Genomic DNA, 23,739 nt, shown 5'->3' on the forward strand with positions numbered 1-23,739 from the left:
ATACGTTCGGGCTGATCAGAGCCGACGGGACGCCCTGTTCGTCCCTCCCGCGGGGTCGTTACACGGTGTCAGCGGCGCCGGTCAGGTACGCGCCGTACCCGTCGAGCAGGCCCAGCACCTCCGTCTCACCGGCCGGCGGCAACTGCACCACGACCTCCTCGACGCCCAGCTCGGCGTAGTACGCGAGCTTGCCGGGGGACGGCTGGACGGCGTACGGCACGATCTGGAGGGCGTCCGGCTCGCGGCCCGCGTCCGCCCACGCGGAGCGCAGCACGGGAAGCGCCTCGGAGAGGCCGCGGCCGCCGATCGGCAGCCAGCCGTCGGCGTACTCGCAGATGTGCGAGAACAGCTTCGGCCCGGCGGCACCGCCGACGAGCGTGCGGGGGCCGACGACCGGTCCGCGCGGCTTCTGCACGGGCTTGGGATACGCCGTGCTGGCGCGGACGCTGCCGTACTCGCCCTCGTACGCCGTCGGTTCCTCCGCCCACAGGGCCTGCATCAGCCGCATCCGGTCCCGGACCAGCTCGCGACGGGTACGCCACTCGACGCCGTGGTCGGCGGCCTCCTCCACGTTCCAGCCGTAGCCGAGACCAAGGGTGAGGCGGCCGCCCGACAGATGATCGACGGTGGCGATCTGCTTGGCGAGGTCGATCGGGTCGTGCTGGGCGACGAGCGTGATGCCGGTGCCGAGGCCCAGCGTCTGCGTCACGGCCGCCGCCTGTCCCAGGGCGACGAAGGGGTCGAGGGTGCGGCCGTACTCGCGGGGCAGGTCGCCGCCGGCCGGGTAGGGGCTGGTCCGCTCGACCGGGATGTGCGTGTGCTCGGGCAGATAGAGCCCGGCGAAGCCGCGCTGCTCCAGCTCACGGGCGAGGCGGATGGGGGTGATCGTCTCGTCGGTGAGGAAGATCGTGACGGCGATGCGCATGGGCGGGGGCCTTTCGCTGCGTACGGCTTCGACCGCGTCGTCGCGGGTGACGCCCTCATCTGTACCGGCAGAAGGGACAGGTGTCCATACCGACCGGTTGGCCTGGGTTACGGCGGACGGTCGGCGCGCTTCCCTCCCCTTCCGCGCACGCCGCCAGAACGCGCCCGGCGTGTCCAGCGGCCACCTGTCGGCTCGGGCGGAGGCGGCGACGAATCCATGTGCGGACCACGTCCGTTCAAGCCGGCCCGTGACATCCCGGTGGATCGCCGACGCGGGCACGGCATACTCGGCGGGTCGCCAACCAGGCTGCCGACGCGCCGAGTTGGCACCGTTCCGGCGAAGGGGGAGGAACAGGGTGCCGCCGATACCGACGCGCACGGGTGGGGGCTGGAACGTCGCCTTCGGCGGCCTTTGTTGCCGCACTCGTACCCGGCCGGGCCATCCGGGAGCACACGCAACTCCCTTTGCTGGAGCGGTGGTTACCTGAGAGGTAATCGCGCGGACCGGTCGCCGCCGCCGAGAATGGCGGCCTCGTCGCGTCAGCGGGACGCGGCCTCCTGAACGGAGGGACCGGTCATGCGGTCAGCCACACCGTCCTCGGCCGCGCAGTCCTCAGCCGGTCGCCCGACCACCCTCGCCGTGGTGCGGGAACTGCTGCGCCGGATCGGCGAAGGCGACCCCGAGCGCATCGCGGAGCTGTACGCCGAACCGAGCGACTGGAAGCTGGCCTGGCCCGAGGACGAGCACGGGCGTGGGCGCGGCGCCACCCCGTGGATCCGCCACCGTGCCACCCGTGCCGACGCGGCCGCCCACTTCCGCGAGCTGGCCGGGCACCACGTCCCCGGGGAGGCGGCCACCGAGATCGAGCGCGTCCTCGTCGACGGCGACGACGCGGTCGTGTTCGGCGAGATCCGCGAGACCGCCCGCTCCACCGGGCGGGCCTATCGCGCCAGGTTCGCCCTGCACCTCACGGTCGAGGGCGGCCTGGTCACCCGGCACCACGTGTACGAGGACAGCCTCGCCGTCGCCCGGGCGTTCGCCCCGGCATCCGGCACGCCATCCGGCACGGGTTCCGGCACGGATTCCGGCTCTGCGTTCGGCACGGCCTAGATGATCGCCGTCTCCTCCTCCGCCAGGTCCGCGACCACCGCCGCGTGGTCCGAGGGCCAGACCCCGTCCACGGGACCGTGGCCCGCCCGGCTGATCTGCCGGACGTGCCCCTCGCCGATCGGGCCCGGCGGGCCCACGTGGATGTAGTCGATGCGGGCGGCGGGTTCCAGCACGCGGGCCGCGTACGGGTTCTCGGGGGTCCAGGTGGCGGCGGGGGCGGTCGGGTCGGCGTAGTCCCAGGCGTCGTGGAGGACCAGGCCGGGGACGGCGGGCGCGGTCCTCGTCCCGCCGAAGAGGCGGATCTCGTCGGAGTCCGGCCAGGCGTTGAAGTCGCCGGTGACGACGGGCGGGAAGGGGGTGCCGTCGCGGTGCCGGTCGACGAGTTCCGCGAGGGCGGTGACCTGGGCGCGGCGCACCGCCGAGGCGTGCGGGGCCGAGGTGAGGTGGGTGGTGAAGAAGGGTATGTCGAAGGCGGGCGCGGCCACTCGGGCGTAGAGGGCCGCGCGGCCGTCGGCCAGTTCGGGGGGCGCGGGCAGCAGCAGCGCCTCCTGTTCCACGACCGGCCAGCGGCTCAGCACCGCGTTGCCGATGTCGACCGAGCCGGCGTCGGGGTCCGTGATCCGCTTCCGCCAGCGTTCGGGGGCCGGTGACGGGGCCCATACGCGGTGCAGGCCCAGTTCGTCGGCCAGCCACTCGGCGAGGTTCTCGGCGCCGGCCGCCCACACCTCCTGGAGGCCGACCACATCGGGGTCCAGTTCGCGCAGCACCGTGAGGATCGCTTTCTGGCGTTCGCGCCAGGGGCCGAACCGCCACCACAGGTTCCACGTCACCACGCGCATGTGCTGCACCCGCTCTCGTCCCGCCCAAGGCGTCAGGGGACCATTGAAGCAACAGCGCCTGGATCGAAGGAGCCTTGCGGACGATGTCCCGCCCCGCCGAGTCCCGCCCCACCGACCTCCGTTTCCGCGCGACGACCGCCTTGCAGCGGTACGTCGCCAATCCGCTCATGCGCCGTCTGCCCTTCCACACGCTCCTGGAGACCACCGGCCGCGTCTCCGGACTGCCCCGGCGCACCCCGTTGGGCGGCCGCCGGGTCGGCGACGCCTTCTGGCTGGTCTCGGAGTTCGGCGAACGGTCGCAGTACGTCCGCAACATCCAGGCCGATCCGCGGGTGCGGGTGCGGCTCGGCGGGCGGTGGCACTCCGGTACGGCCCACCTGATGCCCGACGACGACCCGGTCGCCCGTCTGCGCACCCTCCCCCGGGGCAACAGCGTTGCCGTGAGGGCACTGGGGACGGGGCTGCTCACCATCCGGGTGGACCTGGCCGACTGACGGACGGCCCCCGACCACACGGACCTCGGGTCACACGAGCGGTACTGCACGTCAGTCACACAGCACGTCAGTCACGGAGCGCGTCAGTCACGCAGCACCTCGGCCGCACAGCACGTCAGTCACGGAGCGCGTCGGTCAGACAGCACGTCGGCCGGAGCACGGTGGAGGCGGGGCATCGCGGCGGCCCCTCGGGATCGTCCGGGGGCCGCCGCCGTCCCGCCTACCGCTCGGCTCCGCTCACTTGGCGGGCTTGTAGAAGGCGTAGGTCGCGGAGTAGGGGACGCCGACCTGGTCGGCTCCGGTGCACGCGGTGGTGGGCGCGACGCCGCCGGAGGTCTTCAGGCGCTGGATGTAGGAGACGTCCGCGAAGACGCCGGTGCCGCGGGTGGCGGTGGTCTTCAGGAGCAGCTCGGGGATCGTGCCGGTCCTGGGAGAGGTGACGAGCGCGGCGGCGTTCACCGCGCTGCCGTCCACCGTGGAGACCCAGACCGGGCCGCGGGAGTGCAGGGCGACGGGCCGGTGGGCCCGGTCTCTCTTGTACGAGAGGGTGGCGGCGGGCTCCAGGAGCTTCCAGGCACCGTCGGCGCAGGTGTAGGTCTGGACGCCGCGGGCGTCGAAGACGCCGGTGAGGCGGTTGCCGTCGGGCACCTTGAGGGTGGCGGGCGCGTCGACGTGGGTGGGGGCCGACTGGGCGGGCGTCGCATGACCGACCGTCGTGGTCAGGAGCGTGCCGGCGGTGGCGGTGGCGAGGGCCGCCGTGGTGAGGACGAGACGCTTGGCGAGCTTCAAGTTGGTCTCCAGAACGTTTCCGGGTGTCTTTCGCGGGTCGACGGAACCGATGTCCGTGTCTCCCTGCGCCCGGACGCTACGGGCAGTCCCCGCCGATTCAAGGGCGGTGGGCCGGTTTTGGGCCTCCGGCACCGCACGGTCTGCACGCCGAGGACGGTGCCCGTGGTGCCGAAGGGCACCTCAGCCCGGCCAGACGATCGCCTGCACCTCGCTGTAGGCGTGCAGCGCGTACGACCCCACGTCCCGGCCCACGCCGCTCTTCTTGAACCCGCCGAACGGCGCCTCCATGTTGCGGCCGACGGTGTTGATCCCGACGCCCCCGGCCCGCAACTGCCGCGCCACCCGGAACGCCCTCGCCACATCCCCGGACCACACATAGTCGATCAGGCCGTAGTCGCTGTCGTTGGCCAGGGCGACTCCCTCTTCCTCCTCGTCGAAGGGGGTGACCGTCACCACCGGGCCGAAGATCTCCTCCCGCGCCACCCGCATGTCGTTCGTGCAGTCGGCGAGGAGCGTGGGGGCGACATAAAACCCCCTTTCCAGGGAGGGGCGTTCGCCGCCCGCGACGACCACCGCCCCTTCCTTCCTGCCGAGTTCGACGTACGACTCCACCCGGTCCCGGTGGGCGGACGAGATCACCGGGCCCACCACCGTGTCCGGCTCCCGCGGGTCGCCCACCTTCAACCGGCGGGCGTAGGCGGCCAGTTGCTCCACCAGCCGGTCGTACGCCCCGCGCTGCGCCAGCACCCGCGTCGGGGCCGTGCAGATCTGGCCGCTGTAGAAGGAGAAGGTGGTGCCGATGCCGGCCACCGCCGAGGCGAGGTCCGCGTCGTCGAGGACGACCGCCGCGCCCTTGCCGCCCAGCTCCATCAGCTGGCGCCGCATGTCCCGGCCGCACACCTCGGCGATGCGCTGTCCGACCGCCGTCGAGCCCGTGAAGCTCACCATGTCGACGTCCGGCGACGACACCGCCGTCTCGCCGATCCCGACGGCGCGCCCGGAGACGATGTTCACCACCCCGCGCGGCACGCCGGCCGCCTCCAGTGCCTCCGCCATCCGGTAGACGGACAGGGGGTCCTGCGGGGCCGGTTTCACGACCACGGTGTTGCCCATGGCGAGGGCGGGGGCGACCTTTCCGGCCGGATTCGCCCACGGGTTGTTGTAGGAGGTGACGCAGGTGACGACCCCGACCGGCTGCCGTACGGCGACCGCACCCATCACCCCCGCCCGCCCCATCGGTCCGGCCTCGTTGATCTGCGGCGCGATCGGCCACTCGGCGGGCTCCACCCGCGCGTAGCGCCGGAAGCGGGCCACGCCCACCCCGACCTGCATCCCGCGCGCGGTCCCGGTCGTGGCGCCGGTCTCCGCCTGGGCCAGCTCGGCGTACGGCAGCAGCCGGGCGCGCATGATGTCGGCCGCCCGGGCCAGCGTCGCGGCCCGTTCCTCCGGCGGGGTGCGCGACCACGGCCCGAACGCCTCCCGGGCCGCCGCGCAGGCCGCCCGCACCTGATCCCGGGACGCCTCCGGCGCCCAGCCGACGGTCCCCTCGGTCGCCGGATCGACGACCTCGTAGTGTCCGCCGTCGGGCTCCACCCAGGCACCCCCGACGAACAGCTTCTGCCCGTCGGCCACATGAGACTTCCCAGCCGCGCGGGCCCTGTCGGCCGCACTGACCCCACCGGCCGCACCGGCCCTGTCGGTCCCCTCAGTCATCCCGGCCCTGCCGGCCCTGCTGATCGCGCCAGTCCCGTCGATCCCGCCAGTCCCTTTGGTCACGCCGGTCTCACCAGCACCGCCGGTCGCATGGGTCCCATCGGTCGCATGGGAGCCATGGATCCCACCGGCCATGTCGGCCCCGTCGGCCCCGTCCGTCACCTGGTGCTCACCGTCCTGGTGTCCCGACCCGAGCGCAGTACCCGGCCCGGGATGGCTCCCGTCACCACGTCGTCCCGGATGGCCGCCACCCCGTTGACCCAGACCGCCCGCACGCCGAGCGCCTTCGAGTCCAGCCGCGGGCTGTCACCTGGCAGGTCGTGCACCAGGGTGGCCTTGTCGGCGGCGATGCGCTCCGGGTCGAACAGGACCAGGTCGGCATGCCATCCCTCCTGGATCCGGCCCCGCTCCCGGAGGCCGAACAGCCGTGCCGGGTCGTCCGTCAGCATCTTCACCGCCTGCTCCAGGCCGACCAGTTTCCGGCCGCGCAGACAGTCGCCGAGGAACCGCGTGGTGTACGGCGCCCCGCACATCCGGTCCAGGTGCGCGCCGGCGTCGGAGCCGCCGAGCAGGACGTCCTCGTGGGTCCAGGTGTCCGCCCGCAGGGCCCAGGAGTCCGGGTCGTTGTCCGTCGGCATCGGCCACAGGACCGTACGCAGGTCGTCCGCCGCGCAGATCTCGACCAAGCAGCCGAAGGGGTCCAGGCCGCGTTCGGCGGCGATGTCCCGTACGACGCGCCCGGTGAGGCCCTCGTTCGCCGCGCTGTAGGTGTCGCCGATGACGTACCGCCCGAAGTTCGTCAGCCGCCGGAAGACGCCCGCCTCCTTGGAGTGCGCCCGCCTCAGCAGTTCCGCCCGCACCTCCGCGTCCCGGAGCCGCTCGATCCGCTCCGGAACCGGCAGGGCGAGGACCGGCCCCCATCCCGGGATCAGGTTCAGCGCGCAGAACGTGCCCAGGGACATGTTCATCGGCGTGAGGATCGGCATGGTCAGCGCGACGACCCGGCCGCCGGCCTTCCGCGCCCGTTCGCTCGCCATCAGCTGCCGGGGCACGCGTTCCGGGACGGCCGCGTCGATGGTGAGGACGTTCCAGTTCAGGGGGCGTCCGGCGGCCGCGCTCATCTCCACGAACAGGTCGATCTCGGCGTCGCTGAACTGGTCCAGGCAGCCCGCCACGATCGCCTCGATCTGGGTGCCCTCGTGTTCGCCGACGGCCCGCGACAGCGCGAGCAGTTCCTCCGGGCGGGCGTGCCGGGAGGCGACGGGCCGGCCGTCCCCGTCGGAGTGGGTCGAGGACTGCGTCGTGGAGAATCCCCAGGCGCCGGCGTCCATGGCCTCGTGCAGCAGCCCGACGATCTCGGCCAGTTGCTCCTCACTCGGCTGTCCGCCCACCGCGTCCGGCCCCATCACGTACCGCCGCAGCGCGCAGTGCCCGACCATGAAGCCCGCGTTGACGGCGATCCGCCCCTCCAGCGCGTCCAGGTACTCCCCGAAGCCGTGCCAGCTCCAGGGCGCCCCCTCCTCCAGCGCGACCAGGGACATCCCCTCCACCTTGGACATCATCCGACGGGTGTAGTCGGCGTCCTCGGGGCGGGCGGGGTTGAGGGGCGCGAGGGTGAACCCGCAGTTCCCGCCCGCGACCGTGGTCACCCCGTGGTTCAGCGAGGGCGTGGCGTACGGATCCCAGAAGAGCTGGGCATCGTAGTGCGTATGCGGATCGACGAACCCGGGGGCGAGGACGAGCCCGGCGGCGTCCTCGGCGGTACGGGACTCCTCGGTGACCGACCCCACCACGGCTATCCGCCCGTCCCGGATACCGACATCGGCGGTGTGGCCGGGCGCGCCGGTCCCGTCGACGACGGTCGCCCCTTTGATGACGTGATCGAGCATGGACCTTGCCTCCTCAAGTTCCGGTGCGCAGGGCGCGCCCAAAGGGGCGCGGGGAACTGCGCGACCAGCCCCCACGGACCCGCAGTCGCCGAACAACCCTCATCTCTACGGTGATTACGCAACCGCGAGTCCGCGACAGCGACTACGCGCCCTGGCGGAACCGCGTGGTGCGATGCACGGGATCCGTGTCGATCTTCGGGATCACGTGCTCGCCGATCAGCCGGATCGTCTGCAGCGTCTCCTCCTTCGGCACCCCCACCGGCAGTCCGAAGGACAACTGATCCGCTCCCGCCTGCTCCCACCGCTTGCACTGCCGCGTCACCTCGTCCGGGTCGCCGCAGATCAGCAGCTCCTCCTCGACGAGGAGTTCGACGAACTCGGCGTTGTACTCGGGCAGCGTCTCCGGCCAGACGGGGAAGCCCTCGGGCCGCGGGAAGGTGTCGTGGTACCGGAACACCAGCGACGGCAGATAGTGCAGCTCGCCCTCGACGGCGATCCGGATCGCCTCGTCGTGCGTCGGCGCGCAGATCGCCGTCGTCGTCACCATCACGTTGTCGTTGACGAAGTCCCCGATCGGCTCGGCGTTCACCACCGCCGTCTTGTACTGCTCCAGCACCCACTCCATGTCGGACACCTTCTGGATGCTGAAGCCCAGTACCCCGAGGCCCTTGCGGGCGGCCATCGCGTACGAGGGCGGCGAACCGGCCGCGTACCACATCGCCGGGTGCGACTTCCCGTACGGCTTCGGCAGGATCTTGCGCGGCGGCAGCTGCCAGTGCTTGCCCTGGAAGCCGACGTATTCGTCCTGGAGCCACATCTTCGGGAACTCGGCGATGGTCTCCTCCCAGATCTCCTTCGTGAAGTTCATGTCGGTGATGCCGGGGAGGAAGCCGAGGATCTCGTGCGAGCCGGCGCCGCGTCCGCTGCCGAACTCGAAGCGGTTCTCGGTGAGATGGTCGAGCATGGCGACCTTCTCGGCGACCTTCACCGGGTGGTTGACCTGGGCCAGCGGGTTGAAGATGCCCGAGCCGAGATGGATGCGGTCGGTGGCGTGGGCGAGGTAGCCGAGGAAGACGTCGTTGGCGGAGAGGTGCGAGTACTCCTCCAGGAAGTGGTGCTCGGACGCCCAGGCGTACTTGAAGCCGGACTTGTCCGCCTGGATGACGTACTCGGTCTCCTCCATCAGCGCCTTGTGCTCGGCGAGCGGGTCGGTCTCGGCGCGCTTGCCCACGTATCCCTGTACAAAGAGCCCGAATTCCACGGAGGTTCACCGTCCCGGTTCCTTGGATCGCGATTAACTGACGGATCGTCAGGTTCAGCGGATGCCGCCGACTGTGGCACCGGCCACCTGGATGGTCAATAGCTGACGGTCAGTCAGATGACCGAAACGCCCGCCAGCCAGCCGCCGTCGATCACGAACGGCTGCCCGGTGATGTACGACGAGTCCTCGGAGGTGAGGAAGAGGGCGAGCCGGGCCACCTCGTCCGCGCGGCCGATCCGGCCCAGCGGGACCAGCTTGCGGTAGAGGGAGTCGAGGGCGCGGGTCGTCTCCTCGGGGTCGGTGTCCGGGTCCAGCCGGGCCGGGTTGGACATCGCGGTGTCGATGGCTCCGGGGCACACCGCGTTGACCCGGATACGGCGGGGCGCCAGCTCCAGGGCGGCGACCCGGGTGAGACCGAGTACGGCGTGCTTGCTCGCCGCGTAGGCGCCGACGGCCGCCATGCCGGTGAGCCCGGTGTAGGACGCCGTGTTGACGATGGTGCCGCCGTCGGACAGCTGCGGCGCGACGGTCCGGATCCCCAGGAAGCAGCCGACCTGGTTGACCTGCACGACCTGCATGAACTCGTCGAGGGGGGTGTCGACGAGGGCGTTGAAGCGCAGGATGCCGGCGTTGTTGACGAGGCCGTCGAGATGGCCGTACGCCTGCTTGGCGGCGCGGACGGCGGCGGTCCACTCCTCCTCGCGGCCGACGTCGAGATGGACGTACAGCGCGTCGATCTCCTCCGCGAGCGCCCGGCCCTGTTCGTCGAGCACGTCGGCGACGACCACCTCGGCGCCCTCCTCCCGGAACAGCCGCGCCTCCTGTTCGCCCTGGCCGCGCGCCGATCCGGTGACGAGGACCACCCGTCCGTCGAGCTTGCCCATGCCGGCCTCCATCGCGTCGAAGTCGCCTCGCATCGCTGGGACTCCGCATCGTAGCGCCGTATCTGACGATGCGTCAGGCAGCGAGTCGCGATTGCACAAGCACACATCAAGTGACTGGTAAGTAGGGACATTTGACTCTGTCCACCGGCTGTAAGCGACCCCAATAATCCTTCACAGCCAGGTAAATTCCCCACCAAGAAACGGAGTCCGGAATGGCCAAGCGGAGACTGCGGAACAGGAAAGTCCGGTACGTGGCGATCGGGGCGGCGCTGGCTACCTGTGGGGGAATCGTCGCCCTGCTTCCCTCGGCCAACGCCGCGGACGCGAAGACGCCGGACCAGATCATGAGGTTGTGCGAGAGGTCGGCGGTCGTCAGCGGCAAGCAGCGCTCGGTCCGCGACTTCGGCGGCGCCTTCGCGGACGGCTTCGAGGCCGACAACTGCGACTACGTCGAGACGAATTTCGAGACCTTCGACGGCCCCGTCGAGAAGGCGTCCATCGATTTCCCGAACTGCGAGCCGAACGCCACCGACCCGGCGAAGGTATCCGTCACCTGGTCGGCCACGGCGGCCCAGGGCGAGGGCACCTACAAGGCGACCCAGCAGGGCGGCGGCGGTGGCCTCTTCGGATTCCTCAGCGGATCCTGGCTCAAGCACAAGGGCACCCTCGACATGACCGTGAAGTCGGCCACGGCCGGCGCCACGGAACAGCGGGAGGTGCCGGTCGGCAAGGTGCTCCACATGGAGTTCACGCCGAAACTGCAGCGCATGACCGGCGAATGGCGGGTCCGTATCGACGCCAGCGAAGGAAGCTTCGCCGTGAACCCCTCCCCCGAGCAGAACTTCGTGGCGCCGGACGTCGTCGAGGGTCCCGTGATCCTGCCGGGCGCGGCGGGCGCGCCGGGCGTCGTGGACGGCACGTCCAAGGCGGTCCTGGAGGACTGCTGACCGGTAGCGGCGACAGAGAACCCCAGCTCATCACACATTCCCCCACAGGAGAACCCATGACCACCCGCACCCCCCGCGCCAGAGGACACCGCAGCAGGAAGAGGCGTGTCACCCTCGTCCTGGCCCCCGTGGCGGCCCTCGCGGTCATCGTCCCGCTGATGAACCAGGCGGGCGCCGCCACCCCTTCCGAGGTGACCGCCGACTGTTCCGCCGACTCGGACAAACTGGAGAACTGCGAATTCGTCGACGTCCAGTTCAAGGCGAACAGCCTCGGCCCCAACCAGCGCGTCTCACCGGTGACGGAGAACTGCGGATCGACGACCGGGGCGACGAACACCTTCGCGGTGAGCACGTCCGTCACCCGGACCATCCAGCTGGAGGACGGATTCACCGCCGCCGCCGACACGAAGCTGGGCAGCTCGTTCTTCGAGATCGGCATCAAGTTCAACAGCACGGAATTCAACATCACCCGTGACGACAAGGCGACCGGCCTGGCGTTCAGCCGCTCCGACACGGTCCAGCCGGACAGCATCGGTTTCTTCATGTGGTCCGCCAAGCGCACCGACGTGAGCGGATTCCTGCGGGCGACCTACAAGGAGGCGCAGGACGGCCAGAAGGTGTTCTTCGCGCCGAGCGAGGGCGCCACGACCGTGCACGTCTTCTATCCGCAGATCCTGAAGAACGGCACGCCCGACGGCCGGCTGTGGCTGCGCAACGTGAAATGCGGGACGCCCCAGGCCAACGGAATTCTGAATTCGGGTAACAGCGTGCGCGCCGAACCGGGATTCGATGAGGGCGGAGGCAACGTCACCGACGTGGAAGTCCCGCTCTCCGAGGTGCCCGCGCCCTGACAGCGCTCCGACGCCTTCTCAGGTGCGAAGCACGGGCGCGGCCGGGGTGGCACCCAGCCACCGCAGGACCGCGTCCGTGCCGCCCCGGGCGTCCAGCTTGGCGTAGATGTTGCTGAGGTTGTTGCGGACGGTCTTCTCGCTCAGCCGTAATCGCAGCCCGATCTCCTGCGCGCCCAGCCCGGTGGACAGCAGTTCCATGACCTCCCGCTCGCGGGGCGAGAGCAGCGCGCGCAGCCGCTCGATCGCGTCGCCGGCCACCGGCATCCGCCGGGCGCCCTCCCGCAGGGCGGCGCACGCGGTCGGCGAGAGATAGGTGTGCCCCACGGTGGCCGCCATCGCCGCCGAGGACAGCATGTGGGAGCAGTAGTCGCCCTCGACCAGGTAGCCGGCCCCGCTACGGAACACCTCGACCACCGTGTCGGTGTCCCGGCGGGGGCTGATGACGATCACCGGGGCGCCGAGCCCCGCCAGGTCCTTGAGCACCGTCGCGGGGTCCTCGCAGCGCAGGACGACCACGTCCACGGATTCGGTCTTGGGAAGGCGGAAGGGCGGGGACAGCGGCACGATCCGGCCCACGTAGGGGTCGTCCGGGGCCGGCCAGCCGTCGTGCGGCCAGTCGCCCTCGGCGCAGGCGAGGGCGACGGAGAGTCGCTGGGAGGATCGCACTTACGGGGTCCTTCCGCCGGAGCACCATCACGTCCGTACGTCCGTACGTACGCGGCCCGGCGGGGACTTGTTCAAACCTTCAAGAAGAATTGTCCCGTGAAGCGGCCAGCAGCGGACCCACCTCCGTTCCGAACTTCTCGATCTGGTCGCTGAGTTCGCCGAGGCTCCGGCAGCGGAAGCGGACCTGGATCTGGTGCACGCCCATCGCCCCGTAGGCGCTCAGCGACTCGGCGAGGGCCTCCGGCGGCCCGGTGAGGGTCCGTCGGCCGACGTCCCAGCCGGGGGTGCCGACGTAGAGCGGCTCGGTGATGGCGCCGATCGTGAGCGCGGGTGCGTCGCCGCGCAGCCGCCGGAGGATCTCGATCTGCGCGGGCAGCCGGTCCCTCGGGTCGCCCTGGGGCAGCCAGCCGTCCCCCTTGAGGGCGGCCCGGCGGACGGCGGCCGGGGAGGATCCGCCGACCCAGAGCGGCACCTGCGCCTGGGCCGGTCTCGGCCGCTGCCCGAGGCCCTCGAAGTCGAACGACTTGCCGTGGTGGGACGGGTATTCGTCCGGCCCGAGCGCGGCGCGCAGCGCGTCGATCGTCTCGTCCAGGACCGCCCCGCGCCGCTCGAAGTCCACCCCCAGCGCCTCGAACTCCTCCCGTACGTGCCCGGCGCCCACCCCGAGGATCAGCCGGCCCCCGCTGAGGTGGTCGAGGGTGGCGTACTGCTTGGCGGTGAGAAGGGGGTGGCGCAGGCCGACGACGGCGACGTGCGCGAGCAGCCGGACGCGTTGGGTCACGGCGGCGAGGTGGGCGAGGGTGGCCACGGGGTCGTACCAGACCGTGCTCATGGCGTCCGCCAGCCGGTGCGGGATCGCCACGTGGTCGCAGGCGGCCACGTAGGCGAATCCCGCGCGGTCGGCGGCGCGGGCGACCGCGACGAGGTCGGCGGGGCCCGCGTCCGCCTCCCAGGGTTCGGCGTAGATCGTGGACTGGGACTGGACCGGGAGCTGGATGCCGTAGTCGAGCCTCACCGCGGGCTCCAGAGGCCGTCCGGGGTCAGCCCCAGCAGCTCGATCGCGTTGCCCCGTACGATCCGCTCCACCACGTCCGGTGTCAGGTGGCCCATCTGCGCCTCGCCGACCTCCCGCGACTTCGGCCAGGTGGAGTCGGAGTGCGGGTAGTCGGTCTCGTAGAGGACGTTCCCGACGCCGATGGAGTCGAGGTTGCGCAGGCCGAAGGCGTCGTCGAAGAAGCAGCCGTAGACATGGTCGGCGAACAGCTCGGACGGGGGGCGGTGGACCTTGTCCGCGACCCCGCCCCACCCCCGGTTCTCCTCCCACACCACGTCGGCCCGCTCCAGGATGTAGGGGATCCAGCCGATCTGGCCCTCCGCGTACATCACCCTGAGGTTGGGGAAGCGCTCGAACTTGCCGCTCATCAGCCAGTCGACCATCGAGAAGCAGCAGTTGGCGAAGGTGATGGTGGAGCCGACGGCGGGCGGGGCGTCGGCGGAGGTGGAGGGCATCCGGCTCGAGGAGCCGATGTGCATGGCCACGACCGTGCCGGTCTCGTCGCAGGCCGCGAGGAAGGGGTCCCAGTAGTCGGTGTGGACGGAGGGCAGGCCGAGGTGCGGGGGTATCTCGGAGAACGCGACCGCCCGTACCCCGCGGGCCGCGTTGCGCCGGACCTCCGCCGCCGCCAGCTCGGCGTCCCAGAGCGGGATGAGGGTGAGCGGGATCAGCCGGCCCCGCGCCTGCGGGCCGCACCACTCCTCCACCGTCCAGTCGTTGTAGGCGCGCACGCACAGCAGGCCCAGGTCGTGGTCGGCGGCCTCGGTGAAGGTCTGGCCGCAGAAGCGGGGGAAGGTGGGGAAGCAGACGGCGGACTGGACGTGGTTGACGTCCATGTCGGCGAGGCGGGACGGGACGTCGTAGGAGCCGGGGCGCATCTGCTCGTAGGTGATGACCTCCAGCTTGATCTCGTCCCGGCTGAAGCCGACGGCGGTGTCCAGCCGGGTGAGGGGGCGGTGCAGGTCCTCGTAGACCCACCAGTCGCCGATGGGGCCGTCGTCGCCGGGCTCGCCCATCACGGGTTTGAAGCGGCCGCCGAGGAAGGTCATCTCCTTCAGCGGGGCGCGGACGACCCGGGGCCCGGTGTCGAGGTACTTCTTCGGCAGGCGGTCCTGCCAGACGGTGCTCGGCTCCACGGTGTGGTCGTCGACGGAGATGATCAGCGGGAGGTTCTCTGTGGCCTTCGCGGTCTCCAATGAGTTCTCCATGGGGGCACGGTAGCGCTGATCTGACGGATCGTCAGCTACCGGTGCGGGCCGGGGCCGATCGGCTCTGTGGGGATGTGTGCGGATCGGATGTGTGGGACGTGTGGACTCCCGCGCACCTCCCGGGCAGGCTGACGGTTCCGGCATGGACAGGGCAAACTGAACAGGTAATTCGGATGCCTAAGGGGAGCCCTGATGGACGACCGGGTAGGACACCGCGACCCGCGTGTGCCGGAGCAGAGGCGTCCCGGTTCCCCCGAGGAGCCGGCGGCGCTGCGCTTCGACGTGCTCGGGCCGGTGCGCGCATGTCGCGGCGACGAGCGGCTGGCCACCGGTTCACCTCAGCAACGCGCCCTGCTGGCAGCTCTGTTGCTGCGCGAGGGCCGTACGGCCACGGCCGCCGAGCTGATCGACGCGCTGTGGGGCGAGGAACCTCCGTCGCAGGCGCTGGCGGCGGTACGGACGTACGCCTCCCGGCTGCGCAAGGTGCTGGACCCGGGCGTCCTGGTGAGCGAGTCGGGCGGCTACGCGGTGCGGGTGCCGGCCGACGGCGCGCTGGATCTGGCGGTGGCGCAGGAATGGACGGCGGAGGCGGAGAAGGCACGGTCCGCCGGGGACCTGTCCCACGCCCGCGAGGTCCTGAACCGGACGCTGGGGCTGTGGGACGGGGAGGCCCTGGCCGGCGTCCCCGGGCCGTACGCGGAGGCGCAGCGCGTCCGGCTGGAGGAGTGGCGGCTGGGGCTGCTGGAATCCCGGCTGGACATGGACCTGGAGCAGGGCTGCCACGCGGAGGCGGTCTCCGAACTCACCGCGCTCACCGCGGCGTACCCGCTGCGCGAGAGGCTGCGCGAACTGCTGATGCTGGCGCTGTACCGCAGCGGCCGGCAGGCGGAGGCGCTCGCGGTGTACGCGGACACCCGGCGGCTGCTGGCGGAGGAGCTGGGGGTGGATCCGCGGGCCGGGCTGCGGCAGTTGCAGCGCCGCATCCTCCAGGCCGACCCGGAGCTGGCGGAGCCGTCGGCGCCGTCGGCGCAACCGGCGATGGTGCAGGTGCGTCCCGCCCAACTCCCCGCCACGGTGCCCGACTTCACGGGCCGCTCGGCCTTCGTGCGGGAACTGGGCGAGGTGCTGGCGGGAGCCGGTGACGGCACCGGCGTGGGCGGCCGGGTGATGGCGGTGTCCGCGCTCGCGGGCATCGGGGGCGTGGGCAAGACGACCCTCGCCGTGCACGTGGCCCACCAGGCGCGTCCGGCCTTCCCCGACGGCCAGCTGTACGTCGACCTGCAGGGCGCCGGACCGCGGTCGGCCGAGCCGGAGACGGTCCTCGGGTCGTTCCTGCGCGCCCTCGGCACGGCGGACTCGGCGATCCCCGACTCGCTGGAGGAACGGGCGGCGCTGTACCGCTCGGTGCTGGACGGCCGCCGGGTGCTGGTGCTGCTGGACAACGCGAAGGACGCGGCCCAGATACGCCCTCTGCTGCCGGGCACCGAGGGCTGCGCGGCGCTGGTCACCTCGCGGGTGCGGATGGTGGACCTGGCGGGAGCGCATCTCGTCGACCTGGACGTGATGTCCCCCGACGAGGCTCTCGCCCTCTTCACCCGGATCGTCGGCGAGGAACGGGTGGCGTCGGAGCGCAAGGCCGCGCTGGACGTGGTGGCCGCGTGCGGTTTCCTGCCGCTGGCCATCCGTATCGCGGCCTCCCGGCTGGCGGCCCGGCGGACGTGGACGGTCTCCGTCCTCGCCGCCAAGCTGGCGGACGAACGGCGCCGGCTGGACGAGCTCCAGGCGGGCGACCTGGCGGTGAAGGCCACGTTCGAACTCGGTTACGGCGCCCTGGAGCCCGCCCAGGCCCGCGCGTTCCGGCTGCTGGGCCTGGCGGACGGCCCGGACACCTCGCTGGCGGCGGCCGCGGCGGTCCTGGACCTGCCGGTGGAGGACACCGAGGACCTGCTGGAGTCCCTGGTGGACACCTCCCTGCTGGAGTCGGCGGCCCCCGGCCGCTACCGGTTCCACGATCTCGTACGGCTCTACGCGCGTGCGTGCGCGGAGCGGGACGAGTGGCCACCCACCGAGCGCGGGGCTGCGCTGTCGCGGTTGCTGGACTTCTATCTGGCGACGGCGGCCGGGGTCTACGCGATCGAACGGCCCGGCGACCGCACGGTCGTCCACCTGGAGCCCACGTCGTACCGGGGTCTCTCCTTCGGTGAGCGGACACAGGCCCTCGACTGGCTCTTCGCGGAGGCGCAGTGCCTCCTCGCGTGCGCGCGGCAGCAGCAGACGGGCAGCGGACTGCGCCGTGCCGTCGATCTTCTCTGGGCCGCCAAGGACCTCGCGGAGTCGGGAGCGAACGCCAAGCAGTACGAGGGGGCGGCCACGGCGCTGCGGGACGCCGCGCAGGAGGCCGCCGACGTCCGCGCGGAGAGCCGTGCCCGCACGGCGCTCTCCAACGTCCACCTGGCCGCCGGGCGGTACTCCGAGGCGGACGAGGAGGCCCGGCGCGCGATCGAGCTCGCCACGGCGGCGGACGACGCGACGCCGGTCAGCTGGGCGGCGACGGACCGGGGGATCATCGCGCTCAACCAGGGGCGGTACGAGGAGGCGGAGCGCCTTCTGACGACGGCGCGGGACGGCTACCGCGCCGACGGCAACCGCCCGGGTGAGGCCAGCGCCCTCTGCAACCTCGCTCAGCTGCACCAGCGCATGGACCGTGCCGACAGCGCGGTCTCGCTGGCGCAGCAGGGCGTCGACATCTTCCAGCAGCTCGGTCTCAGCCTGCGCCTCGCGAACGGCCGCTACTCGCTGGGCGTGGCGCTCACCCGCGCCGGACGCCTGACGGAGGGGCTGGCCCAGCTCACGGATGCCATGCTGATCTTCGCCGCCAACCGGCAGCGGCTGTGGGAGGGCACGACGCATCTGCGCATCGCCCAGCTGCACCTGGCCGCCCATCGCCCCGCACAGGCGGCCCAGCACGCGGAGCAGTCCCTCGCCATCGGGGTCATCGGGGGCGACCTGATCCGGGGCAGCGTCCTGAACACGCTGGGCAAGAGCCTGCGCGCGCTGGGCCAGTCGGACCGTGCGCGAGCCTGTTGGCACGAGGCCCTGCTCCTGCTGGAGAATTCGGGGGCGCCCGAGGCCGCCGAGGTGCGCCGGCTGCTGACCCCACTGGACGCGTCATGAGGCCGTCGCGGACGGCGTTCATCAAACGTTTATGACCGGTCGCCAGAATCGACCCAACGGTCCGTCGCGTCGGGGGGCATGCGGGCCGGGGAGTCCATGGGGGTGGACTCCGGTCCACGCCTCTGTCCGGCGATACTCGGGGGAATCGCCGGACAGAGGCGTCTCATTCACTTGAACACCATTCACAGGGGAAGCGTGAACATGAGCAGCACCGAGAAGCAGTCGCCGGACATCACCACGCTCGAGAACCACTCGCCCGTGCCGCCGGCCCTCAAGGACGCGGTGACGCCGAAGCCGACGCCGTCCACGCCGTCGACCGACGAAGAGATCACCACGCTCGAGAACCACTCGCCCGTCCCGCCCGCCCTGGGCCTGGACGGCGGCAAGTAGGCACCACCCACGGGGGTCGGCCGCGGCGGCGCGGAGGGGAGGCCGCCGCGGCCGAGGCGTGTCCGGGTGCTGCGGGCCCGCCCTGTCACCGGGCCCGCAACGCCCCCTTCACCACCTTGCCGCTCGCATTGCGCGGCAGCGTCGTCACGAACTCGACCGCCCTCGGCACCTTGTAGTTGGCCATCTCGCGGCGGGCCCAGGCGATCAGGTCGTCGGCCGTGGACACCGCGCCCGGCCGGCGGACCACATACGCCTTGCCCACCTCGCCCAGGCGCGGGTCCGGGACGCCGATCACCGCCACGTCGGCCACGTCGGGGTGCAGGCCCAGGCGTTGCTCTATCTCCGCCGGGTAGGCGTTGAAGCCGCCGACGATGAACATGTCCTTCAGGCGGTCGGTGATCCGGAGGTTGCCGGCGGCGTCCAGGACGCCCACGTCGCCCGTGCGCAGCCAGCCGTCCGGGGTCAGCGCCTCCGCCGTGGCCGCCTCGTCCTCGTAGTAGCCGCGCATGACGTTGAAGCCGCGGACCAGGACCTCCCCGGGCTCGCCCGGCGCCGCGTCCACCCGCACCTCGGTGCCGGGGATCGCGCGGCCCGACGTCGAGGCGATGACCGTGGGGTCGTCCCCGCGCCGGCACATCGTGACGACACCGCTCGCCTCCGAGAGGCCGTAGGCCGTCAGGACGGTCTCCACGCCCAGTTCGCCCCGCAGGCGTTCGACGAGCCGCAGCGGCACCACCGCCGCGCCCGTCACCACCAGCCGCAGCGCCGACAGGTCGTGCGTGTCCCGTGCCGCGTGGTCCAGGAGCGACTGGTGCAGGGTCGGCGGCCCGGGGAGGACCGACACCCGTTCCGACGCCACGTTCGCCAGGACCGTGTCCACGTTGAACACCGGCTGGGGGATCATCGTCGCGCCCCGCATCAGGCAGGCGATGACGCCCGCCTTGTAGCCGAAGGTGTGGAAGAAGGGGTTCACGATCAGATAGCGGTCGCCCTGCCGCAGCCCCGCGAGGTCGGACCACACCTCGTACGCCCGCAGGGTCTGCGCGTGGGTGATCACCGCGCCCTTGGGGCGGCCCGTCGTGCCCGAGGTGAAGACGATGTCAGAGGGCCACTCCCCCGCCACCTCGTCCGCGCGCGCCCGGACCTCCGTCGTTCCGATCCCCTCCCCGCTCGCCAGGAAGTCCTTCCAGGTGCGGAAGGCCGCCGGGGCGTCGTCGGAGAGCACCACCACCCGCTCCAGCGCGGGGAGCCCCGGCAGCGGGCCGTCCCCGGCGCCCTCCGCCGCCGCCCGCCGCAGCGACGCCACGTACGACGTCCCCAGGAACGTGCCGGTCACGAAGAGCAGACGCGCCCCGCTGCGGCGCAGTACGTCCGCCGCCTCGGTGCCCTTGAAGCGTGTGTTCAGGGGCACGAGCACCGCTCCCGCCCCCACCGCGCCCAGCGCCGCCACCATCCAGTCCAGGGAGTTCGGGGCCCAGATGGCCACGCGGTCGCCCGCCCGCACCCCGTGCGCCAGGCACGCGGCCGTCGCCCGTTCGACCCGGGCGCCCAACTCGCCGTACGAGACACGGGTACGGCCCTCCACCACCGCCTCGGTTCCCGCGTACCGCTCGGCCGCCCAGCGGACCAGGCCGGGGATCGTTCCCCATTCCATGTCACCACGCATGACCAGCCTCCCCAGTAGCTGACTACCCGTCAGATTAGCGGTAACCTGACGCACTGTCAGCAGCGCAGTCGCCGTGTGGAGGTGCGTGCAGCATGCCCGCAGTGACCGGACTCAAGGACGCCACCGCCGTCGTCGGCATCGGGCAGACGCCCTTCGCCAAGCACCTCCCCGAGGACGAACGGACCCTCGCCTGCCGCGCCGTCCTCGCCGCCCTCGACGACGCCGGGATCGCCCCCGGCGAGGTCGACGCCCTCGCCTCCTACACCATGGAGGAGACGGACGAGGTCGAGCTCGCGAAGGCCGTCGGGTTCGGGGACCTGACCTTCTTCAGCAAGATCGGGTTCGGCGGCGGCGGCTCCTGCGCCACCGTCGCCCACCTCGCCGCCGCCATCGCCTCCGGACAGGCCACGGTGGGAGTCGCGTGGCGGTCGCGGAAGAGGGGCTCCGGTCCGCGCCCGTGGACCAACACGTCCGTCCAGCTCCCCACCCCCGCCCAGTGGACCCGGCCCTTCGGTCTGTTGCGGCCCGCCGACGAGATAGCCATGCTCGCCCGCCGCTATCTGCACGAGTACGGCGCCACCCGCGACCACCTCTTCAACGTCGCCCTCGCCTGCCGCAACCGCGCCAACCAGAACCCCGCCGCCGTGATGTACGAACGGCCCCTCACCCGCGAGATGTACATGTCGTCCCGGTGGATCAGCGAACCCCTGTGCCTGTACGACAACTGCCTCGAGACCGACGGGGCGTTGGCGTGCGTGGTGGTGAGCGCCGAACGGGCCCGGGACTGCCGCCGGCGCCCCGTCTACGTCCACTCCGCCGCCCAGGGCCTGCCCGCCCAGCACCACGGCATGGTCAACTACTGGAACGACGACCCGCTCACCGGCCCGGCCTGGGCGGCCGCCCGGCATCTGTGGAAGCACGCCGACTTCACTGCGCACGACGTCGACGTCGCACAGATCTACGACGCCTTCACCCCCCTCGTGCCGCTCTCCCTGGAGGGGTACGGGTTCTGCGGCCGGGGAGAGGGCGGGGCGTTCACCGAGGGAGGCGCCCTGGAGATGGGCGGACGGCTGCCCCTCAACACCGGCGGCGGCGGGCTGAGCGAGGCCTACGTCCACGGCTTCAACCTCATCAACGAGGGCGTGAAGCAGCTGCGCGGGACCAGCACCGCCCAGGTGCCGGGCGCCGCGACCTGCCTCGTCACCGCCGGCGAGGGCGTCCCGACCTCCGCCCTGCTGCTCAGGAACTGAACGCACCGAGGAGTTGATCCCGCGATGCTCATCCCCGTCACCGACGCCGACGGCGCCCCCTTCTGGCGGTACGCCGCCCAGGGCGAACTCCGAGTCCAGGCCTGCGGCGACTGCGGCGAACCCCGCTTCCCGCCCCGCCCCTGCTGCCCGCACTGCCAGTCCTTCGCGAGCGAGTGGCGGCGGATGTCGGGACACGGACGGATCTGGTCCTACGTCGTCCCGCATCCGCCCCTGCTGCCCGACTACGCGGCACAGGCCCCCTACAACGTGATCCTCGTCGAGCTGGCCGAGGCGCCCCGGATACGGATGGTGGGGAACCTGGTGAGCGAGCCGGGCGCTCCGCTGAACTCCCTCTCCCCCGACCGCGTCCGGATCGGCGCCCGGGTGCAGGTCGTCTTCGACGGCGCCGGGCTTCCGCAGTGGGTTCTGGAGCGGCCGTGAGTGTGCGCCTCGGCAGCGACAAGGACACCGGGGTGGCCGTCGTCACCCTCGACCGGCCGGCCCGGCTCAACGCCATCGACCTCGAGACCGTCCGCGAACTGAAGGACATCTGGCGGGAGTTGCGGTTCGACGACTCGGTACGGGCCATCGTCCTCACCGGGGCCGGACAGCGGGCGTTCTGTACCGGCCTCGACCGGGACGCCGTCGTACCACAGCCCGGCTCCCCCTACATGCAGGACGATCCGCTGCTCACCGTCGGGCCCAAGGCGAACGACCTGTGGAAACCGGTCGTCGCCGCCGTGGAGGGAATGGCCTGCGGCGGCGCCTTCTACCTGCTCGGGGAGTGCGAGTTCATCGTGGCCGGCGCCGACGCCGTGTTCTTCGACCCGCACACCACCTACGGGATGGTCAGCGCGTACGAGTCGGTGCTCCTGGCACAGCGGATGCCGTACGGGGAGGTCGCGCGGATGATGTTGATGGGAACGGCGGAACGGATCTCCGCCCGGCGCGCCTTCGACGTCGGGCTGGTCTCCGAACTCACCGACACCGGCGGGGCGTCGGCCGCCGCCGTCGCCTGCGCCACCGTCGTCGCCGGGTATCCCGCCGCCGGGGTCCAGGGCACCGTGCGGGCGCTGTGGGCGGCGAAGGAGACGGCCCGCGCGACGGCCTTCGCGCAGGCGCCGCACCTCATCTCGCTGGGGAACCTGCCGAGCGAGGAACAGGCGAGACTCTTCACGCGCCGCTCGCCGGAGCAGCCCCGGATCCGCTGAGCCCACCCCGGAGTCCGGTCGGCTCAGCCGGCCGCGCGGAGTTGGTCCCGGGTCCGGCAGTCCCGGCAGCGGCCGGGTTCCGCCGTACGGAATCCGCGGTCGCAGCCGTCGCAGTTCCGCAGGGGCACGACCGCCGGGCGTCCGGGGGTTTCCGTGCTTCGGGCCGGTGCGGAGAGAGGCAGGGGCGTCTCCTTGAGCCGGTAGGCGAGGATGCCGGCCGGGCGGGCCAGCAACTGGTCCGGGAGCGTTGCGGTGAGGTGGTCCGTGATGTGCGTGGGCAGGAGACCGGCGGCGAGCCACCGGGTGACGGCCGGGGCGAGGCGGGCGGCTTCCCGCGCGGACAGGACGAGGCGGGGGTCGACCTGGCGCAGGGCGGTGAGTACGGCGACGGCTCGGGGGTCGGCGTCGGCGACATCGGCAACGTCGGCGACATCGGTGAGCGGGTCCGGGATCTCCACCTCGGGCTGGACCGGCGGCCGCAGCGGTCCGCGTACGACGGCGGGCTGCCTGCGGGGGCGACGGTGCTTCGGCGGCTCGGGAGGCCCGTCCGGATGCGGCGCGCCGTCGGGTACGTCGTAGAAGTATGTTCGGGTACGGACCTGTCCGGTGGGCGTTCGCTCGCGGCGGCGCTCCAGGTACCCGGCCGCCTCCAGCTCCCTCAGCGCTCGCGAGATCAGGATCTCCCCCTCGCTGAAGTGCTCGCACAGTGCGGTGATCGTCACGGGGGAGCCGTCGGGCAGGGAGGCGATGTACGCCGCGACGCCGATCGTGACCGCGCTGCCGCGTCGCTGGGCCAGGGCGTTGGAGATCACGGTGAAGTCGGCCGTGAGCCGGGTGCGGACATGGATCACGCCGGAGGACGGAGCTCCGGCGTCGGCGCGCAGGGGCGCGTTAGACTGCGATTCAGCCATCGGGAAGGTCTTTCTTCCTGATCGGTCAGGCCCTCGTTCGGGATGCCAGTCCCGGCCGGGGGCCGTATCTGTTTGCGGTTGTCGCGGCGAACGTAACTGCCCATATCCCGCCGCTGCAAGCCGGTCACTCGGACGGGTGACGCGGCCTTCCCGGCCGGGGAGGGTGGGCGGGCGGGAAGTTCTTTCCCCCGGTTCTTTCAGGAGGTCAGCGGCCCGCCGGACCCTCGCGGACAAGGGCCCGGTGAGCCAGAACGTGGACGGCGGCCGGGGTCCGGCCACCTCAGGGACGGTGGTGCCCGGCCTTCAACTCGCCTATGAAAGCAGCCCAGGAAGCGACGTCGAAGCACAGCGCGGGACCGTGCGGAACCTTGCTGTCACGGACCGGGACGACGGCCCGGAACCCGTCGGCCACCTCCACGCAGTCGCCCCCCTCCTGATTGCTGTAGCTGCTCTTGCGCCAGGCGGCGCCGTTCAGTTCGGGACGGGACCTTCGCTCCACGGTGGTTG

Annotated in this window: 22 protein-coding genes; 9 read left to right on the forward strand and 13 right to left on the reverse strand. The window is 71.8% G+C overall.

Annotation, left to right across the window (positions count from 1 at the left end):
* Nucleotides 1-58: 58 nt before the first annotated feature.
* Complete coding sequence (locus ACIPFH_RS28290; RefSeq protein WP_401830687.1) at nucleotides 59-925, reverse strand: LLM class F420-dependent oxidoreductase; 867 nt, start codon at nucleotides 923-925, stop codon at nucleotides 59-61.
* Nucleotides 926-1,501: 576 nt separating this feature from the next.
* On the opposite strand from ACIPFH_RS28290, the gene ACIPFH_RS28295 reads away from it, so the two are divergent.
* Nucleotides 1,502-2,035: a nuclear transport factor 2 family protein gene (locus tag ACIPFH_RS28295; protein WP_401830689.1), complete on the forward strand. Its 534-nt coding sequence runs from the start codon at nucleotides 1,502-1,504 to the stop codon at nucleotides 2,033-2,035.
* Here ACIPFH_RS28295 and ACIPFH_RS28300 read toward each other — a convergent pair.
* Nucleotides 2,032-2,874 (reverse strand): endonuclease/exonuclease/phosphatase family protein, encoded by an 843-nt coding sequence (locus ACIPFH_RS28300; protein ID WP_401830692.1) that lies wholly within the window; start codon nucleotides 2,872-2,874, stop codon nucleotides 2,032-2,034. The two genes, ACIPFH_RS28295 and ACIPFH_RS28300, sit on opposite strands and share 4 nt — an antisense overlap.
* Before the next feature lie 83 nt (nucleotides 2,875-2,957).
* Here ACIPFH_RS28300 and ACIPFH_RS28305 point away from each other — a divergent pair, with 83 nt between their 5' ends.
* Complete coding sequence (locus tag ACIPFH_RS28305) at nucleotides 2,958-3,368, forward strand: nitroreductase/quinone reductase family protein (RefSeq protein WP_401830695.1); 411 nt, start codon at nucleotides 2,958-2,960, stop codon at nucleotides 3,366-3,368.
* 237 nt (nucleotides 3,369-3,605) lie between these two features.
* Here the strand turns inward: ACIPFH_RS28305 and ACIPFH_RS28310 are convergent, their stop codons facing one another.
* The 5 genes from ACIPFH_RS28310 to ACIPFH_RS28330 form a co-directional block, all read right to left on the reverse strand.
* Nucleotides 3,606-4,157 (reverse strand): DUF3455 domain-containing protein, encoded by a 552-nt coding sequence (locus ACIPFH_RS28310; protein WP_401830697.1) that lies wholly within the window; start codon nucleotides 4,155-4,157, stop codon nucleotides 3,606-3,608.
* A gap of 180 nt (nucleotides 4,158-4,337) precedes the next feature.
* Nucleotides 4,338-5,870 carry an aldehyde dehydrogenase family protein gene (locus ACIPFH_RS28315; protein WP_401830700.1) on the reverse strand — a complete coding sequence of 511 codons (1,533 nt, stop codon included), beginning with the start codon at nucleotides 5,868-5,870 and terminating at the stop codon, nucleotides 4,338-4,340.
* Nucleotides 5,871-6,028: 158 nt separating this feature from the next.
* Nucleotides 6,029-7,759, reverse strand: a complete 1,731-nt coding sequence (locus tag ACIPFH_RS28320) for an amidohydrolase family protein (RefSeq protein WP_401830703.1) — start codon at nucleotides 7,757-7,759, stop codon at nucleotides 6,029-6,031.
* 142 nt (nucleotides 7,760-7,901) lie between these two features.
* On the reverse strand, nucleotides 7,902-9,020 hold the full coding sequence (locus ACIPFH_RS28325) for an LLM class flavin-dependent oxidoreductase (RefSeq protein ID WP_356248720.1): 1,119 nt from the start codon (nucleotides 9,018-9,020) through the stop codon (nucleotides 7,902-7,904).
* 113 nt (nucleotides 9,021-9,133) lie between these two features.
* Nucleotides 9,134-9,904, reverse strand: a complete 771-nt coding sequence (locus ACIPFH_RS28330) for an SDR family NAD(P)-dependent oxidoreductase (protein WP_401831144.1) — start codon at nucleotides 9,902-9,904, stop codon at nucleotides 9,134-9,136.
* A 212-nt stretch (nucleotides 9,905-10,116) separates the two neighbouring features.
* Between ACIPFH_RS28330 and ACIPFH_RS28335 the strand changes: the two genes are divergently transcribed.
* Complete coding sequence (locus ACIPFH_RS28335; protein WP_401830706.1) at nucleotides 10,117-10,851, forward strand: hypothetical protein; 735 nt, start codon at nucleotides 10,117-10,119, stop codon at nucleotides 10,849-10,851.
* A gap of 56 nt (nucleotides 10,852-10,907) precedes the next feature.
* Nucleotides 10,908-11,702, forward strand: a complete 795-nt coding sequence (locus ACIPFH_RS28340; RefSeq protein ID WP_401830708.1) for a hypothetical protein — start codon at nucleotides 10,908-10,910, stop codon at nucleotides 11,700-11,702.
* An 18-nt stretch (nucleotides 11,703-11,720) separates the two neighbouring features.
* Here the strand turns inward: ACIPFH_RS28340 and ACIPFH_RS28345 are convergent, their stop codons facing one another.
* From ACIPFH_RS28345 to ACIPFH_RS28355, 3 genes are all read right to left on the reverse strand, one after another.
* Entirely contained in the window at nucleotides 11,721-12,368 is a 648-nt protein-coding gene (locus ACIPFH_RS28345) for a response regulator transcription factor (protein ID WP_401830711.1), read from the reverse strand.
* A 79-nt stretch (nucleotides 12,369-12,447) separates the two neighbouring features.
* A complete protein-coding gene (locus ACIPFH_RS28350; protein ID WP_401830712.1) occupies nucleotides 12,448-13,383 on the reverse strand; it encodes an LLM class F420-dependent oxidoreductase in 936 nt (311 codons plus the stop codon).
* Nucleotides 13,380-14,630 (reverse strand): amidohydrolase family protein, encoded by a 1,251-nt coding sequence (locus tag ACIPFH_RS28355; RefSeq protein WP_401830715.1) that lies wholly within the window; start codon nucleotides 14,628-14,630, stop codon nucleotides 13,380-13,382. The genes ACIPFH_RS28350 and ACIPFH_RS28355 overlap by 4 nt, the downstream gene beginning before the upstream one ends.
* 192 nt (nucleotides 14,631-14,822) lie before the next feature.
* Here ACIPFH_RS28355 and ACIPFH_RS28360 point away from each other — a divergent pair, with 192 nt between their 5' ends.
* Both ACIPFH_RS28360 and ACIPFH_RS28365 read left to right on the forward strand, forming a co-directional pair.
* A complete protein-coding gene (locus ACIPFH_RS28360; RefSeq protein WP_401830717.1) occupies nucleotides 14,823-17,804 on the forward strand; it encodes an AfsR/SARP family transcriptional regulator in 2,982 nt (993 codons plus the stop codon).
* A gap of 201 nt (nucleotides 17,805-18,005) precedes the next feature.
* A complete protein-coding gene (locus tag ACIPFH_RS28365) occupies nucleotides 18,006-18,194 on the forward strand; it encodes a sigma-like protein (RefSeq protein WP_401830718.1) in 189 nt (62 codons plus the stop codon).
* A gap of 85 nt (nucleotides 18,195-18,279) precedes the next feature.
* Here ACIPFH_RS28365 and ACIPFH_RS28370 read toward each other — a convergent pair whose 3' ends face one another.
* Nucleotides 18,280-19,860: a FadD3 family acyl-CoA ligase gene (locus tag ACIPFH_RS28370; protein WP_401830721.1), complete on the reverse strand. Its 1,581-nt coding sequence runs from the start codon at nucleotides 19,858-19,860 to the stop codon at nucleotides 18,280-18,282.
* 92 nt (nucleotides 19,861-19,952) lie between these two features.
* Between ACIPFH_RS28370 and ACIPFH_RS28375 the strand changes: the two genes are divergently transcribed.
* From ACIPFH_RS28375 to ACIPFH_RS28385, 3 genes are read left to right on the forward strand one after another with little or no spacing between them, the layout of a single operon-like run.
* The gene (locus ACIPFH_RS28375; RefSeq protein ID WP_401830723.1) at nucleotides 19,953-21,110 is read left to right on the forward strand and encodes a lipid-transfer protein; all 1,158 of its coding nucleotides are present in this window, start codon (nucleotides 19,953-19,955) and stop codon (nucleotides 21,108-21,110) included.
* 24 nt (nucleotides 21,111-21,134) lie between these two features.
* Nucleotides 21,135-21,551, forward strand: a complete 417-nt coding sequence (locus ACIPFH_RS28380) for a Zn-ribbon domain-containing OB-fold protein (protein ID WP_401830724.1) — start codon at nucleotides 21,135-21,137, stop codon at nucleotides 21,549-21,551.
* Nucleotides 21,548-22,321, forward strand: coding sequence for an enoyl-CoA hydratase/isomerase family protein (locus ACIPFH_RS28385; protein WP_401830726.1), 774 nt, complete (start codon nucleotides 21,548-21,550; stop codon nucleotides 22,319-22,321). The genes ACIPFH_RS28380 and ACIPFH_RS28385 overlap by 4 nt, the downstream gene beginning before the upstream one ends.
* A gap of 23 nt (nucleotides 22,322-22,344) precedes the next feature.
* Here the strand turns inward: ACIPFH_RS28385 and ACIPFH_RS28390 are convergent, their stop codons facing one another.
* Both ACIPFH_RS28390 and ACIPFH_RS28395 read right to left on the reverse strand, forming a co-directional pair.
* Complete coding sequence (locus ACIPFH_RS28390; RefSeq protein ID WP_401830727.1) at nucleotides 22,345-23,232, reverse strand: hypothetical protein; 888 nt, start codon at nucleotides 23,230-23,232, stop codon at nucleotides 22,345-22,347.
* 280 nt (nucleotides 23,233-23,512) lie between these two features.
* Nucleotides 23,513-23,731 (reverse strand): DUF397 domain-containing protein, encoded by a 219-nt coding sequence (locus tag ACIPFH_RS28395; RefSeq protein WP_401830729.1) that lies wholly within the window; start codon nucleotides 23,729-23,731, stop codon nucleotides 23,513-23,515.
* Nucleotides 23,732-23,739 lie beyond the last annotated feature (8 nt).

The organism is Streptomyces sp. NPDC088157 (assembly GCF_044741545.1).
Lineage (GTDB): Bacteria > Actinomycetota > Actinomycetes > Streptomycetales > Streptomycetaceae > Streptomyces.